General features: G+C 57.7%; 9 protein-coding genes. 7 read left to right on the forward strand and 2 right to left on the reverse strand.

The genetic code is table 11. The annotated features are described in order from the left end of the window. Nucleotides 1-245: 245 nt before the first annotated feature. Nucleotides 246-1,277 carry a hypothetical protein gene (locus DXC18_RS03440; RefSeq protein ID WP_117716336.1) on the reverse strand — a complete coding sequence of 344 codons (1,032 nt, stop codon included), beginning with the start codon at nt 1,275-1,277 and terminating at the stop codon, nt 246-248. A gap of 301 nt (nt 1,278-1,578) precedes the next feature. Continuing rightward, complete coding sequence (locus DXC18_RS03445) at nt 1,579-2,544, reverse strand: hypothetical protein (RefSeq protein WP_117716337.1); 966 nt, start codon at nt 2,542-2,544, stop codon at nt 1,579-1,581. Between the two features lie 209 nt (nt 2,545-2,753). On the opposite strand from DXC18_RS03445, the gene DXC18_RS03450 reads away from it, so the two are divergent. The 7 genes from DXC18_RS03450 to DXC18_RS03480 all read left to right on the forward strand — a co-directional run bounded on the left by DXC18_RS03450 (nt 2,754) and on the right by DXC18_RS03480 (nt 15,571). After that, the gene (locus DXC18_RS03450; protein WP_117716338.1) at nt 2,754-4,616 is read left to right on the forward strand and encodes an ABC transporter ATP-binding protein; all 1,863 of its coding nucleotides are present in this window, start codon (nt 2,754-2,756) and stop codon (nt 4,614-4,616) included. Continuing rightward, nucleotides 4,617-6,476, forward strand: a complete 1,860-nt coding sequence (locus DXC18_RS03455; protein WP_117716339.1) for an ABC transporter ATP-binding protein — start codon at nt 4,617-4,619, stop codon at nt 6,474-6,476. It abuts the gene before it with no gap. Nucleotides 6,477-6,603: 127 nt separating this feature from the next. Further along, the gene (gene bilS, locus DXC18_RS03460; protein WP_117716340.1) at nt 6,604-7,155 is read left to right on the forward strand and encodes a flavodoxin family protein BilS; all 552 of its coding nucleotides are present in this window, start codon (nt 6,604-6,606) and stop codon (nt 7,153-7,155) included. 846 nt (nt 7,156-8,001) lie between these two features. Further along, complete coding sequence (locus DXC18_RS03465; RefSeq protein WP_255413454.1) at nt 8,002-8,523, forward strand: signal peptidase I; 522 nt, start codon at nt 8,002-8,004, stop codon at nt 8,521-8,523. A 70-nt stretch (nt 8,524-8,593) separates the two neighbouring features. Further along, nucleotides 8,594-9,352, forward strand: a complete 759-nt coding sequence (locus DXC18_RS03470; RefSeq protein ID WP_117716342.1) for a SipW-dependent-type signal peptide-containing protein — start codon at nt 8,594-8,596, stop codon at nt 9,350-9,352. 90 nt (nt 9,353-9,442) lie between these two features. Beyond that, nucleotides 9,443-10,090 carry a hypothetical protein gene (locus DXC18_RS03475; protein WP_117716343.1) on the forward strand — a complete coding sequence of 216 codons (648 nt, stop codon included), beginning with the start codon at nt 9,443-9,445 and terminating at the stop codon, nt 10,088-10,090. Between the two features lie 78 nt (nt 10,091-10,168). Beyond that, the gene (locus DXC18_RS03480) at nt 10,169-15,571 is read left to right on the forward strand and encodes a hypothetical protein (protein ID WP_199412184.1); all 5,403 of its coding nucleotides are present in this window, start codon (nt 10,169-10,171) and stop codon (nt 15,569-15,571) included.

Here is a 15,571-nt window from a genome sequence, read left to right on the forward strand (position 1 = left end):
CCCTGCCGGCACTCGCGGGTAGCCGACCAAAACCGCCTGAAGGGTCACATTTATCTGAATAATTTAATCCCGTGCCTTTTGCTGCTCGCTGGCGTTGTCTGGGCATTGATGGCTACGTAGTTTAAGAGGCGGCGGTGCTGTTGTTTGAATTTTTGCAGTTAAAGAGGTCCGTTTCCCTAGGTGGGGAAACGGACCTCTTTTTGTCTCTGGGCTTGTGGATTGGCGAAGACAATAACCGCTGGCAGCTATTTTGAGTTCTTGATGCGGCGTGTGGCAGTGGCGGTTATTCCGAGGCCTGCGGCGGCGACTGCTGCGAGTGCGATTGCGCTCGGTGCTGTGTCGCCCGTGTTTGCGAGCTTGCCGGCGGTCGTATCTGCTTGCTTGCCGCTGCTTGTGTTCGCTTGCTTGGTGGAGCTTGGTAGGGCGTCTTTGCCGGTTGCAGGTGAGCCAACGGGCGGTGTCGCCTCGGCGGGTTGCGCTGAGCCGGAGGGAGGCACTGTCTCGGTCGGTTTCGCTATCTCGGGCGAGGTGGCCTTGTCTGCCGCGGCCTTTGCCTCTTCGTATGCCTTGCAGGCGTCGTCATAGGCCGCTTGCGCCTTTTCCAAATTGTCGAGGAGCGCATCTCGCCAGGCTGTGAACTGGTCGATATGGGCTTTATACTTCTCTGCATCACGCTCACGGTCATTAACTTGTCTTTCCTGCCTTTTGAGGCGGTCCTGGGCCTCGCGGAGCTCCATTTCGCAAAAGTCAACTCGCGCTTTTGCCGTTACGATCTCTTGGTGCAACGACTTTATTTGCTGTTTAATAGTTTCGGCAAGCTCCTCGTCGCCGAGTGCTTCGACTGCCTTAAGCTCCTCATGTTTGTTGTCTAATTTTTCCTGGAGCTTGCTTACCCGGTTGATGGCCTCGTCGTTTTTGGCTTGGGCTGCATCGATGTCCGCTTGCATGGTGGGGAGGGATTCCCTCAATTCGGCGGCTTGCGCCGCCATCTTGTCGCGGAGCTCTTGAAAACGGGCAATGTCATCATTGAATCTCGCAATTTTCTCGCGACTTGCGGCGTCTTTTGCGGCCTCGAGGTTTTTGAGCGCTTCCTGCATGGCTGCATACGCTTTTTCTTTTGCGGCGGCCGCATCTTCCGTCTGCAAGGCAACTGCACCGGTGGGGGAACTGGTTTCTGCCGCGATCGCCGTTGCGGGGGCGATTCCCGCGACAAGTGCCGCGGAAAGGGCGATGCCCAAGGTTGCTCGTCTTGCTCTTCTCGCGAGAATGTCGTTCATCTCGGCACCTCATTTCAAGGGTCGGCGGCTCGGCTGGTAGCGCTACTGTAAGTATACCAAGCTATTTGACCCGACACTGGCTGGGTGTGCGCGTATACCCCTTGATTAACAGCCATTAAATCTATCCCTTAAGGAACGCGGCTTGCTAGTGTTGTCTGGGCATTGATGGCTGCGTGGTACAAGAGACGGCGGCATTACCATTTGTTTTTTCAAGTAAAGAGGTCCGTTTCCCTGGGTTGGGGAAGCGGACCTCTTTTTGTCTCTTGGCTTGTGGATTGGCGAAGACAATAACCGCTGGCAGCTACTTTGAGTTCTTGATGCGACGTACGCCCGCGGTGGCTATTCCGAGGCCTGCGGCGGCGACTGCTGCGAGTGCGATTGCGCTCGGCGCTGTGTCGCCCGTGTTCGCGAGCTTGCCGGTGGTCGTATTTGCTTGCTTGGTGGAGCTCGATGGAGCGTCTTTGCCGGTCGCGGGCGAGCTGGCGGGCTGTGCCGTCTCGGCCGGCTGCGCTGAGCTGGAGGGTTTTGTCGTCTCGGTCGGTTGCGTTATCTCGGGCGAGGCGGCCTTGTCCGCCGCGGCCTTTGCCTCTTCGTATGCCTTGCAGGCATCGTCATAGGCTATTTGCGCTCTTTTCAAATCGTCGAGGAGCGCATCCCGCTTGGCTGTTTCTCCGTCGAGATGGGTTTTATTAAACTCCACTTCGCTTTCAAAGAAATTAATCAGGCTTTTATGACTTTCGAGGCGCATTCGGCAGTGCTCAAGCTTATCTTCACAGAAATCTTCTTGCATTATTGCCTCTGTGATCGCCTCTTGCAACTGCCGAATAGTTTCGGCAGGAGTCGTGTAGTCGATTTTATTTAATTCTGCCTCAAGGGCTCTTGTCCGGTTGTGGGCCTTATCGCATTCGGCTTGAGCTGCATCGACGTTCGCTTGCATGGTAGGAAGGGATTCCTTATATATGGCGGCTTGCGCCAAATTGGTGTCGTAGTTCTCTTGAAAAATGGCAATTTTAGTATCGATTTCCGCAATTTTCTCGGGACTTGCGGCGTCTTTTGCGGCCTCGAGGTTTTTGAGCGCTTCCTGCATGGCTGCATACGCTTTTTCTTTTGCGGCGGCCGCATCTTCCGTCTGCAAGGCAACTGCACCGGTGGGGGAACTGGTTTCTGCCGCGATCGCCGTTGCGGGGGCGATTCCCGCGACAAGTGCCGCGGAAAGGGCGATGCCCAAGGTTGCTCGTCTTGCTCTTCTCGCGAGAATGTCGTTCATCTCGGCACCTCATTTCAAGGGTCGGCGACTAACTTGGTAGCACTAATGTAAGTATACCAAGCGATTGGCCCGCCACTGGCTGGGTGTGCGCGTATGCTCCTCTGAAAACTGAATCCCGTTAGAAATGACGAGTTGTTTACGCTTCTTTTGGGGTGGCGGTACTATCATGGTTCGAATTGAATGTGGATGATGATAGGGAGCGCCTATACATGATTGAGTTGCTCAGGCGTTTTGGTGGTAAGTTTCGCCGATATATGGTGATCGGCCCTGCGTGCAAGTTGATCGAAGTGATCTTTGACCTGCTGACGCCGCTGGTGATTGCCCAGATGATCGATAAGGGCATTGGCTCGCACGACGTGGATGCCGTCGTCCGTTACGGTATGGTGCTTGCCGCCATGGCTGTGATCGGCATCTCGTTTACGCTCGTCTGCCAAAAGATGGCGGCGCTCACCTCGCAGGGCATGGGCACCGATATCCGTGGTGCGCTCTACCAGCACATCAACAAACTGAGCTATGCCGAGCTCGACCGTTTTGGCACGCCGTCGCTCATCACGCGCATCACCAACGACGTCAACCAGGTGCAGCTTGCCGTGGCGCTGGGCGTGCGCATGCTCATCCGCTGGCCTTTCCTGGCGGTGGGCTCCATGGTCGCGGCCCTTGCCATCGACCTTAAGCTTGGCGTGATTTTCTTGATTTGCACGCCCGCCATCGGCCTGGTGTTTTGGCTTGTCATGGCGCGCTGCATTCCCTACTACAAGCAGCTGCAGGCAAAGCTCGATCGCATCGCGCTCATTTGCCGCGAGGGCCTTTCGGGCGCTCGCGTGGTTCGCGCCTTCGTGCGCGAGGACCACGAGCGCGAGCGCTTTGCCCAAGCTGCCGATGACCAGGCCAATACTGCCATCGCGGTGGGCAAGCTCTCGTCGATCCTTAACCCCGTTACGTTTTTGGTGATGAACCTGGGCGTGTGCGCCATCCTGTGGGTGGGCGGCATCCAGGTCAACGTGGGCGATCTCACGCAGGGTCAGGTTATGGCGTTTGTGAACTACATGACGCAGACCCTGACCTCCATCGTGTACGTGGCCAACCTGGTCGTGGTCTTTACCAAGGCGAGCGCCAGTGCGTCGCGTATCAACGAGGTGCTCAATTGTGAGCCGAGCATCACGGACGGGGACAACCAGCCGGTCGCGCTGCCCAAGCCGGGTGCGACGGGCAATGCCGCTCCGGCCTCCGCGCTGAGCTTGAGCCATGCGAGCTTCTCGTTTGGCGCCGGCGCTGCCAACGCCGTCAACGATGTGACGCTGGAGCTGCCGCTGGGCAAGACACTCGGCATCATCGGCGGCACGGGCAGCGGCAAGTCCACACTCGTCTCGCTTATCCCACGCCTGTACGATGCGGGCACCGGCAGCGTGAGCGTGATGGGCGCCGACGTGCGCGCATGGCCGCTCGACCAGCTGCGCCATGTGGTCGCAACCGTCCCGCAGCGCGCGTCGCTGGTGAGCGGCACGATCCGCAGCAACCTGACCTGGCGCGATGAGGCGGCGACCGATGAGGAGCTCTGGGCGGCGCTCGATATGGCGCAGGCCAGCGAGTTCGTGCGCAACAAGCCCCAGGACCTGGATGCTCCGGTCGAGGCAGGCGGCAAAAACTTTAGCGGTGGCCAGCGCCAGCGCCTGACCATCGCGCGTGCCCTGGTGGGCTCGCCGCAGATTCTGATCATGGACGACTCCGCCTCGGCGCTCGACTTTAAGACCGATGCGGCGCTTCGTCACGCCATTCGCGAACGCAGCGTGCGCGGTGCCGCCGAGGGCGGGCTGCCGCTGACGACCGTCATCGTGAGCCAGCGCGTCTCGACCGTGCGCGACGCCGACATGATCTGCGTACTCGACCACGGCTCGGTTGCAGGCCTGGGCACTCATGACGAGCTGTACGCGACCTGCCAGCTCTATCGCGAGATTTGCCAGTCGCAGCTTCGTCGTGAGGAGCTCGAGGGTCAGCAGGGGAGCGCGGCGCCCGCGTCCGTCCCAAGCGCCCCGATCGCCTCCACATTCGCCTGCGCAGAGGAGGGCTGCTAAATGAACCCGTACACTTCTTCCGGTTCGGTTGCCACGATGACCGCTAACGTGTCCGGCAACGATAACCTTAACGACTTGGGTGACGGCCCGCGTCAGCCCGGCGACCCCGAGCGCTATCCCGTGGGCGCGGTAACTCGCCGTCTGCTGGGCTACGTCCGCCCGCATCGCATTTCGTTTGCGGCGTCGTTTGTGAGCGCTGCCATCTCGGTGATCTTGCAGCTCTACACACCTATTCTCATCGGCGAGGGCATCGACCTGATCGTCGCCGCCGGGCAGGTGGACTTCGATTCGCTGCTGCCGCTTGTCACCAAGCTCGCGCTCGTGGTGGTGGGAGCCGCAGCCTTCCAGTGGCTGCAGGGCTATTGCGTCAACCGCCTGTCCTACGAGACGGTGCGCGACATGCGCGTGGAGGCAAGCGACAAACTCAGCCGCATGCCGCTCAGCTTTATCGACAGCCATGCCCACGGCGACCTGATGAGCCGCGTGGTCAACGATGTCGACCAGGTGGGCGACGGCCTGCTGCAGGGCTTTACCCAGCTCTTCACCGGCGTCATCACCATCGTTGGCACGCTCGCGTTTATGCTCTCCATTAACTTGACCATGACGCTCGTGGTGGTGCTTGTCACGCCGCTTTCCATTTTTGCAGCCGGCGCCATCGCCAAGCTCTCCAACAAGAGCTTTACGGCGCAGCAGCGCATTCAGGGTCAACTGGGCGGTCATATCGAGGAGTATGTGGGCGAGCAAAAGCTGGTGGATGCGTTTGCCTACGGTTCGAACGCCCAAGCGCGCTTTGATGCCCTCAACGCCGAGCTCTATACGGCAGGTGAACGCGCTCAGTTTATGGGCTCGCTCTCCAACCCCGGTACGCGCTTTATCAACAACATCATCTATTCCGTGGTCGCTGTGATCGGCTGCGTGGGCGTGATCACGGGCGTGCCTGCGGCGCTCACGGTGGGCGGCGTGCAGATTTTCCTGTCTTACGCCAACCAGTACACCAAGCCCTTCAACGAGGTCACCAACGTCATTACGCAGATCCAGACGGCGTACGCCTCGGCGCGCCGCATGTTTGCACTGCTCGATGCACGCGAGCAGGAGCCCGACGCGTCGGACGCCGTAGAGCTTGCCGCCCCGCAGGGCGAGGTCGCCTTTGAGCATGTGGACTTTAGCTATGTGCCCGACCGCAAGCTGCTGCAGGATATCTGCATCGAGGCTAAGCCCGGCATGCGCTTTGCCCTGGTCGGTCCTACGGGCTGTGGCAAGACAACGCTCATCAATTTGCTGCTGCGGTTCTACGATATCGACGCCGGTCGCATTGCGGTCGATGGCCGTTCCTCGCGTGATTACACGCGCGCAAGCCTGCGCCGCGCCTTTGGCATGGTGCTGCAAGATACCTGGCTGTTCGAGGGCACCGTGGCCGAAAACATCGCCTACGGTTGTCCCGATGCCACACGCGAACAGGTTATCGAGGCGGCCAAGCGCGCGCATGCGCACAAGTTTATCGTGCAGCTACCAGGCGGTTACGATACAGTGATCGGCGAGGACGGCGGCACGTTTAGCCAGGGCCAAAAGCAACTGCTGTGCATCGCACGCGTCATGCTCACCGATCCGGCGATCCTTTTGCTGGACGAGGCGACCTCGAGCATCGATACACGCACCGAGTTACAGGTGCAGGCGGCGTTCGACGAGCTCATGGCCGGTCGCACAAGCTTTGTGGTTGCGCACCGCCTGTCGACGATCCGCAACGCCGATTGCATCCTGGTCATGCGCGACGGCGAGATTATCGAGCGCGGCACGCACGACGAGCTGCTCGCGGCAGGCGGCTTCTACGCCGAACTCTACCGCAGCCAATTCGCCCAGTAAGCAAGCCCGTGGGGCAAATGAATCAATCGACAGACGGTGGTTTACATCTGTCACGTTAGTACTAAGATATTCATCTAATAAATTGCATTAGTGGCTTTAGTTTTGGGGGAAACGAGGCAACGTGACTATGACGTGCTCTTTGGTGGTTAACAGCAAGAGCGGTAATACCAGGATGGTTTCGGGTGCGATCAAGCGCGCGCTGCAGGCTGCGGGCGTTGAGTTTGTCCATGCCGCGGCGTTGAGCGACGATGCGGATGCAGATCAGGTTGCGCTCGAGGCGCAGGGCGCCTGCGCGGCCGACACGGTGCTCGTCGGTTTTTGGTGTGACAAGGGCGCGTGCACGCCTTCGGTCGCGGCGTTGCTCTCCGCCTTGCACGGTAAGCGCGTCTTCCTGTTTGGCACCTGCGGTTTTGGCGCCGACCAGAGCTACTATCAGCAGATTATTGATCGCGTAACTTCCAATTTGGCTGGGGATGCCGAGCTTGCGGGCTGGGCGATGTGCCAGGGCAAGATGGGCCCCGCGGTCAAGCAGCGCTACGAGGCCATGCTCGAGCAAGATCCCGAAAACGCCCGATTTAAGATGCTGCTCGACAACTGGGTTGCCGCGAAGGACCATCCCACCAAGGAAGACCTGGACAACATGGCTGCAGCCGCCAAGAAGGCCGTGCTGGGAGAGTAGCTTCGCCGTTCGTGGTCCTTCGTGCAAAACAATACAAATGTGAAAGCCTCGAAGTTCTCGAGGCTTTTTTCGTGACACGAGGGCGCCCCTTTATTGATGGAAGGCCTAATAAGCTGATTGCTCTATGCCCGGATGTGTGCGGAGTGGGATGGGATTTCCGGATGGGTGGAGTTGCGGAAGCTGCGTCCCGGAATTTGCCTTTGGAATGGGATGCGGTTTCCCGGTGAAGGGCTCTGTGGAAACTACATCCCAGCATTCGGTCGAGAAATGGGATGAAGTTTCCGGTTGAGGGTCTTGGCGGAAAGTGCGACCCGGAATTTGTGATCGAAGCGGGATACGGCTTCCCAACGGGGGCACAAGCGGAAGCCGCATCCCACTCCGGACGGGAATTCTGGGACACGGTTTTCAGAGGGTTATGGGCTGCGAACTACATGGGGCTGTCATAAAACTCCAGTAAAAGGGGTCGGAAATAAAGGACACTTCCAGCAATTTGTTTTAATGTGGGGGGGGGGGTACCATTATTTTAGTTTCGCAAAAAATAATCCCTCTATGGGGAAGTTGCGTAGGGGGTTAGTCACAGATATTGGATAAAGCAGACCAATTTGGGGATAAATGACCACTTACGCCAAAATTAGTAGCATTTAGCGACAAAACATTGAAAAATGTGTAGCACATCGCTATGTTTTTATTACGAAAAGATTCCAAATTGGCTTATTTCGGACTCACTTTTCAAGCGCCTTGCGGTTCCTGTTGAAACTTGCTGACCTTTGGATGGGTCGAATAGGTCCTCAAGGGGGATGAATTATCACTTTGACGGCGCGTAGACTCAAACGATTTATTGCACTTTTGAGTAGCTTGGCGTTCGCGCTTGTCATAGCCCTTGCCGTTGTTTCTTTTGTTCCTCGTGCATTTGGATACATGCCCTTTGCTGTGCTCTCGGGCTCTATGGAACCCGATCTTCCCGTTGGCTCCATGGTGTTTGTCCGCCAGGTTGAGCCAACGGATATTACCGTGGGCGACAATGCAACCTTTTACCGATCGGACGGCGCCGTGGTGACGCACCAGGTGTACGAGATCGACCCTGCCGCGCAGATGATCGGCACGCAGGGAATTGCGAACAAAAATGCAGACGGAAGCATCATGCACGATGCCGAGCAGACGCCTTTTTCGAGTGTTATCGGCACTGTTTCTTTTTGTGTCCCTTACCTGGGCTTCGTTAACGCATATTGCACGACGATGCCCGGTTTGCTTGTTGTGGTGGCCGTTCTGGCGCTGCTGGCCGCGGCGTCGATTGTGCTCGATCGGATGGTTCCCGACGAGCCTGCGGGCAAGCATACCCGCGTGCATGCGAGGGAGCGGCGTTCATAGCGGCAGGGAAAAGCGTCGGCGGCGGTAGGGGCCGTTGCCGGGGAAAACGATTCTCGAAAGGAAGAGAACGATGGAAAACAAGAAGAAAAAGCGCTACGGCATCATTGCCGCCCTGTTGCTGTTGGTGCTGGCTGCCGGCGTGGGTACCTATGCATGGCTGACGGCGCAGGAGCACATTGACAACGTGTTCACGGTGGGTAGCTTTGGCCACCCGGAAAACAAGCCTGATCCGACCGATCCCGAGAAACCGGCCCCCGATAATCCGAACACTGAAAAGGCCTACCTGTTCGAGACCCAGTGGGTTGCCAACTCCAAGATGGTTCCTGGCGCCACTGTGGCCAAGAACCCCAATGTCGGCATCAAGGCTGGCTCTGATGATGCATACGTATTCATTTACGTAAAGAATGCCATCGTCAAGCCTGGCACCAGCCTTGAAAAGACCCCGTACTTTACGCTCAAAAATACGAATTGGAAGCCCGTTGAGGGTCAAGTCAAGACCAACCAATCTGACAACTCTGGCAACCAGTACGTGAGCGGTCTGTTTATGTACTCCAAGAACCCTGCCGCAGAGAACCTGCCTGCAAAGCTCGAAGCCAACAAAGCAGCGCAGGACGTTTATACCGATGAGCTTTTCACTGCCGTGACGATTCCCTCTGCCATGAACAACACCGATGTTGTCGAGACTACTACTGACCCGAAACAGGCTCCCACGATGACGGTCTCTGCCTACATCTTTGGCGCGGGCCAGAATGGCACCGAGCAGGGTGAAAATGCTGACGCGCAGAATGCCCTTAAGCAGGCCAAGGAATGGGCTAAGACTCAGGCTTAATCCCCCTCCACCGAGATCCCGGCCCGCTCCCCATCCCCATTTTCGGGCTGGGATCTCGGTCCCCCTTTTTATCGACGACTGGCGAACGTAATGCTCAATAATCTTTCCGACAATCAGAAACGCACCTTGGCGCTTGCTGCGATGGCGCTGTTGGCCCTGGCGTGCCTGTGCGGCACGCTGGCTTTTACCGTTGATATGGTTCCGGCGAACAACGTCCTATCGTTTGGCAGCGTGAAGGTACGAGTCTGCGAATACACCCTCAACGTGCAGGGCGAGGAGATTCCGTTTGATCCCAACGAGCACGGTGACTATCCCGACACCAAGGCCGGGGGTTCTGACATCAGCCGCATTGTGCGCGTGGAGAACGTCGGCGCGCAGCCTGAGTACGTTCGCGCGCGCCTGCGCATGACGTCGGTGGCGCCCGACGGTTCGAGCGCGGATGCCTCGGACAACGTCGCGTTTCATGTGAACGCGGGCGAGGGGTCTCCGTGGATCGATGGCGGCGATGGGTGGTACTACTACCGTGGATTGACCGGGCGTGGCGGCGTGCTCGACCCCGATGCTATGACGGAGAGCCTCATGGACTCGCTGCGTTTTGTGGGCGACTACCATGATGCCGCGCGCGGTGGCTCATTCAGGCTCGATATCGATGTTCAGGCCGTGCAGGCCAAAAACCAGCAGACAAGCGATACCGCCCTCGACGTACTTGACGTTGTGGGTTGGCCGGAGGCGAACTAGCCTATGAAGATCAGGAACATAAACCGGGGCATGCTTAGCAGGCTGGTTGCCGTCGCAGCGATTGCCCTTTGCTGCGTTATGGCGCTGCCAACGGTGGTGCATGCCGAGGACGTGCCCGAGAACACAAACGAATACCACATCAAAAACGCGAACGACTTTTTGGTGTACGTGGCGCTTTCGCGTGAGCGCGATACGTCCGGCTGGCGCGTTTATCTCGATAACGATATCGTGCTTAATGATGACGACATGAAGACCATTGTCTCGCACACCGTTAAGCATCTGTCGTTTGGCAACAAGGAGCATCCGTTTAAGGGCGTGTTCGATGGTCAAAACCACACCGTTGAGGGCCTGAGCTACGATAAAGACGCTTTTGACCCCGAGCGCGATACGGGATTTTTTGCCGAGACCAACGGTGCCACCATCAAAAACTTCCTGGTCAAGGACGCCAACGTGTGGGCGGACTTCCGCGGTGGCATTATCGTGGGCAAGGCCGTCAAAACGCGCTTCGAAAACGTTATGGTCATGGAGAGCACGCTGCACGTGACCTGCGCCAACAATGCTCTCAACCTCATTACCAACGCAGGTTTTGAGGGCGGTCTCATCGCCGGCGAGCTCGACGGCTGCACCCTCTACAACTGCGAGGTCCGTGGCGGCCGTGCCGTCAACAACGCGACCTCGGGCGTGCAGGCGCTCGGCGGTGAGGGTCTGTATATGGCGGCGTTTGCCGGCTACGTTAAGAACTCGACTATCGAGTACTGCCGCGTGACGCCGACGCGTAAGGACGACGGCTCGATTGCCGAGAAGGGCATGACCGACGTCACCAATAAGTACGACGTGGCAATTGGCGCCCTGGGCGGCAACAACGTGTACGCCTCGGGTTTTGTGGGCTGCATGGCGGGCGAGGCCAAGATTATCGACTGCTTCTCGACGGCGCAGTGCTACAGCTATGCCGCGTCATATGTGGGCGTCGTCGCCGTGACGCGTGCGTGGACAGGCGGCCTGGCGGGCCGAATTTTGACCGCCGAGGGCAACGAGCTCGTCCGCAGCCATTTTGCGGGCGATTTGAGTTCGCGCCAGTACAATCCCATCGCCGTGATCCCCATCATTCAAAACGATGTGAACCTGGGCGGCATTGCCGCGCGTGCCAACAGGGATGATGCCACGGTCACCGAGTGCTACTTTAAACCGAGCGTGAGCTTGAATGGCAATAGCCAGGGTAATCCCGCTAAAAAGAAAATCCCCGCGTTTGGCGGCGACGGTACCACTAAGGGCGACGGCTATGGCCCGTGGGACGACGAGCGCTACATCACGCGTGAGCTATGGGAAGAGCACGACTACGACTTCTGTGCCCGCACCATGCGCTCGACCGCCAACGACGATGCCCTGGGTGGCCAGCACACCAATGAGTGGGCGATGGATTACAAGCTGAATATCCCCGTGCATGGCCAAAGCGTTAAGGCGACGATCGATTTTCCCGGTGCGGGCACCGCGACAATCGAGAAGACCAAACTTGGCAAAGACCAGGCGACCTCGGATCCGTACGCCTTTGCCGTGAGCGCCGTGCTGGCGGGAACGGCCCAAGGCCTGGCCCAGGGCGATACATCGGTAACGTTTAAGCAGGATACCTCCGCAAAGCCAGAGGGTTTGACCGAGGCCAACGGCGGCTACCGCTTTATGGGCTGGTTCCGTGAGCCCGGAGTCAATGTGAACCGTATCGATGCCGATAACGCCTGGTTTAACGGCAAGACCGATGCCGATGCCGTTAAGGCTGGCAAGCAGGTCCAGAAGAACGAAGCGCACGAGATAACGTCGAGCTATACCGCCGATAACGCGAAGGGGGCCGAGGCCTTTAAGGGCAACGACCTGTTTATTGCTTCGTACGAGGCGCAGGTACTGTTCTATAACGTCAAGGGCGAGACGCTCGCGTGGCAGAGCGGCGAGGAGCACGACAAGTCGACGGACTGGTACCGCTATGGCGTCGGTTTAACGCCGGCTGCCCCTGCGGACCGCGGCACTCTTTCTGCCAGCGCCACCTTTATCGGTTGGACGACGCAGCCGAGTGGCGAGGCCGGGATGCATGGCGGTTACGCGGCCATCACCTCGCCTGAGCTTGCCGAGTTAAAAAACGCCGGTGCGTTCTATCCTGCCGGCACCGAGATCACTGTGCTTGGCCCTACCGATTTTTATCCGGTGTACACCGACTATGTGTCGAACATCATGACGGTGTTTGAGGGCAATGAGCAGGATGCAACCGACGATCAGACTCGGCGCGACGGTGTGGGCAAAACTGACGTTAAGGTTGAGACTGCAGAAGATGGCACAAGCGCGTATACCGTACAGGTGCTCGACGTATCCGGTAAAGCTATATCCGAGGAGGGCCAGCTGCCCGACGGCTATCGTTTCCTGGGTTGGTATGAAAACAAGGGAACCGAGGATGCCCCGCTCGAGGTGCGCGTAAGCCGCGACCCCAGCTATACGCTCCCCGCCGATGTCGATTTAACCGCGCCGCATACCTACATCGCCCGCTTTGAGTACCGAGTGGATTATTACGTTCGGGCTTATACCAACCATGAGTTTACGGACAGCAAGCTACTTTGTTCCGTTTGGAATCGCTATCAAACGCCCTTTGAGGAAAACGTCGGTAGTACCTTCGTGCGTGAAAACGTCGTCCACTGGGGCCCGGAGCATGTTGACCACGGTATAAAGGATAGTTATGAAACGTGTGGCACGCGCTTCACGAAGGAAACCCTTGTCGTGAGTCCCCTTAACGCGTACTCGCACAACGTTAAAAACGATACGGGAGCCGATACTCTAAAAAACCTCTATGCCGATACCGATTTTCCAGGCGCTGCAACGCTAAGCGATACTTGGACTTCGGCTTCGCTGAACGTAACGGTCAAACCGGTGAATGATCGCTATCGCCTGAATTTCTGGACGCTTGAGCGCGATGGTGAATATTGGACATATGTGAAAAATCCCATCGAGAGCATGGTGCGTACAGATAAGAAGTACTACGTTCGCGCGATGATTACCACGGACGTTAATTTCTACAACAAGGGCGATAATGTCGTGAGGACTGCCACGCGGCGCTATGAGAGTAACTTGCTGCAGACCAAGGTGAACGGGGCGGATCCGACGTTCACGTATTACTACCCGCATGTTAATAAGTCGGTTAAAGTGGCCGAAAAGCCAGAAGATGGTGAGAAGGGATCGTATGAGAGCCCCCTGACCCTCGAAGCTTCCCCGACCGATGCCGACATGGCCGTGCCGGGCTATAAGTTCCTGGGCTGGATTTCGACCGCCGAGGTCCAGAGGGATTCTGACGTCTGGAAGTATATCTACGATGTCGAGGGCGATTCCTTCACCACTTCTGACCCGGATAAGGCCGAACCGTATCTGGTGAAACCAGATTTTAAGGTCACCCAGTGGCAGGATGCCTATCCGGTGTACGCGAAGTACGATGTTAGGTACACCACCAACCTGTATCGCGCCGGTTTTAAGGGCACGGACAAGGTTAATGTGCCTAGGTACGACATCGATCCCGTTATCAACGCGGGCACCGACCCTGCTACGGCAACGGTGACCCCTGACGTCACGACTCCGGTTTATAAAGCAGGCGGTGAGCTGTATAAGTTGCAGAAGGTTGAGATCGAGCTTCCGAATGGCGAAGTTGAAGACATCGAACCTAACGGCGATAACTCGTATTCCCATCAGGTGGAACCCGGCGGGGCCTATACATTTGTGGCGTACTATTCGCCGTTGGCGGTTGTGTACCATCTCAATGCCAGGGATGTGGACGGTAAGGTAGCCCAGCAGGGCGATTCTCTCGGCAGCCTTAAGGACGGCATCCCGCTGCCAACGTATAACGTCGGCGATATCGATGCTGCAACAAACGCATACAATGCCTTCGTGGGCTGGACGGAAACTAAGCCGGTAGCTGGCAACGGTTATGTCGTTTGGTCGGACGACGTTTCCATGGTGAATAAAAGCACCGTGGTCAAGGCCCCCATGGAGTTGTATCCGGTCTACCGCGCCAGCGCGGTGCGTGTTCAATCGAATATCGATGCCAATCTGGATGACCCCGGTTCTGTGCGTTATCTTTCGCGGACCGACTCTGGTGATCAAATTTCGCTGGAGGTAAAAGCTGCAACTGAGGTTGTCGGCAAGGATGGCACCAAGTACGACTTTGTCGGCTGGTCGCGTGACTATGAATCCGATAACAAGTACACCCTGATGACCGGTGACGACAAGTATCCCCTCGAGGGCAATGAGCCCTTTAAGAGCGCGATGTACACTGCGGTGTACAAGATTGCGCCGCATAAGGTGCGCTATCACGGTGTCGACGGGTCGGTTCTCTTTACGGCGACGGTCGACTCGGGCGACGAGCGTGCGCAGGACGGCAAGTCCGGCTTCGTCTATACGGTTGATGTTCCCAAAATGGATGAGAACGGCCGCCCCGTCTATGACAACAGCGGGAATCCCATGATGGAGCAAAAGTCCGTGGCATACGACCCGGACGCCCATTCCAAGATCGTCGCGCTGCTCGATGAGCGTGCGGCCGCCAATGGCGATATGCGTGAGCTCTTCTTGGAGTGGCGATATGTGGGCGCCGATGGTGATACGAAGCCTTGGGATGTGTTTAAGGACGAGCCAATTAAGGGCGACATGGACCTGTATCCCGTTACATATCGCGTGGTTGCCAAAGATACGTCTGATCCCGCGAAGTCCGAAACCATGACCGCCCAGCTTAAGTGGCTGCTCGATCCCGCCGCCGCCAACACCGTCGATGACAGTGCCGACAAGGCGCCGTTTAAGGTCTGCTTTGCCAAGCCGTTTATGGGAACGCGGCTGACCGTTACGGTAATGCGGGCAAGCTACGGGCCTGGTACAGAGGGTGTTTCTGTGGCGGAAGAGCCCGTAAACGGCAAGTTTGTCTCGCTCTACAGCCTTGGTTCGGGTGACGGCTCGTTCGACCTGGCCAACCGTCTGGAGTCCAAGAAGACGGGCGAGGGCGATCAGGGCCCCGGCAAAGCCGTGTTCAACTTTGCCCAGACTCATGCGCTGACGATCGTTAAAAAGACGACCGATGTCAGCGCTATGGGGCAAACGTTCCGCTTTAAGGTAACGCGAAAGATGTCGCAGGATTCTCCTGCCGAGACGCGCATGGTCGAGGTGAAAGTTAGCGAGCAGCGCGACGAAAACGGTGAAACTTGCTATGTCGGCAGCGTGCAGTTCGCCGCTCCGGCTGGCATCTATACCGTCGAGGAAGATACGGCTTGGGCATGGCGCTACCAGGGTGAGCTGAGCACGCCGGGCAAGGCGCCCGGTAAAACTGCCGAGCTGACGATTTCGTCTGCATCGAGCGCGAACGATGCCACGTTCACCTGCACGAACACGCGTGTGAACGACAAATGGATCGACGGCAGCGATCGTGCCCATAACGTTTGGAGCAACGGCAACGTAGCAAAGAAGGAGGATTAG

The organism is Collinsella sp. OM08-14AT (assembly GCF_003438115.1).
Lineage (GTDB): Bacteria > Actinomycetota > Coriobacteriia > Coriobacteriales > Coriobacteriaceae > Collinsella.

What these genes read in the sequence shown, in the direction of transcription:
- DXC18_RS03440 (WP_117716336.1), bottom strand. Translation starts at nt 1,277, where the DNA reads ATGAACGACATTCTCGCGAGAAGAGCAAGACGAGCAACCTTGGGCATC.
- DXC18_RS03445 (WP_117716337.1), bottom strand. Translation starts at nt 2,544, where the DNA reads ATGAACGACATTCTCGCGAGAAGAGCAAGACGAGCAACCTTGGGCATC.
- DXC18_RS03450 (WP_117716338.1), top strand. Translation starts at nt 2,754, where the DNA reads ATGATTGAGTTGCTCAGGCGTTTTGGTGGTAAGTTTCGCCGATATATG.
- DXC18_RS03455 (WP_117716339.1), top strand. Translation starts at nt 4,617, where the DNA reads ATGAACCCGTACACTTCTTCCGGTTCGGTTGCCACGATGACCGCTAAC.
- bilS (WP_117716340.1), top strand. Translation starts at nt 6,604, where the DNA reads ATGACGTGCTCTTTGGTGGTTAACAGCAAGAGCGGTAATACCAGGATG.
- DXC18_RS03470 (WP_117716342.1), top strand. Translation starts at nt 8,594, where the DNA reads ATGGAAAACAAGAAGAAAAAGCGCTACGGCATCATTGCCGCCCTGTTG.
- DXC18_RS03475 (WP_117716343.1), top strand. Translation starts at nt 9,443, where the DNA reads ATGCTCAATAATCTTTCCGACAATCAGAAACGCACCTTGGCGCTTGCT.
- DXC18_RS03480 (WP_199412184.1), top strand. Translation starts at nt 10,169, where the DNA reads ATGGCGCTGCCAACGGTGGTGCATGCCGAGGACGTGCCCGAGAACACA.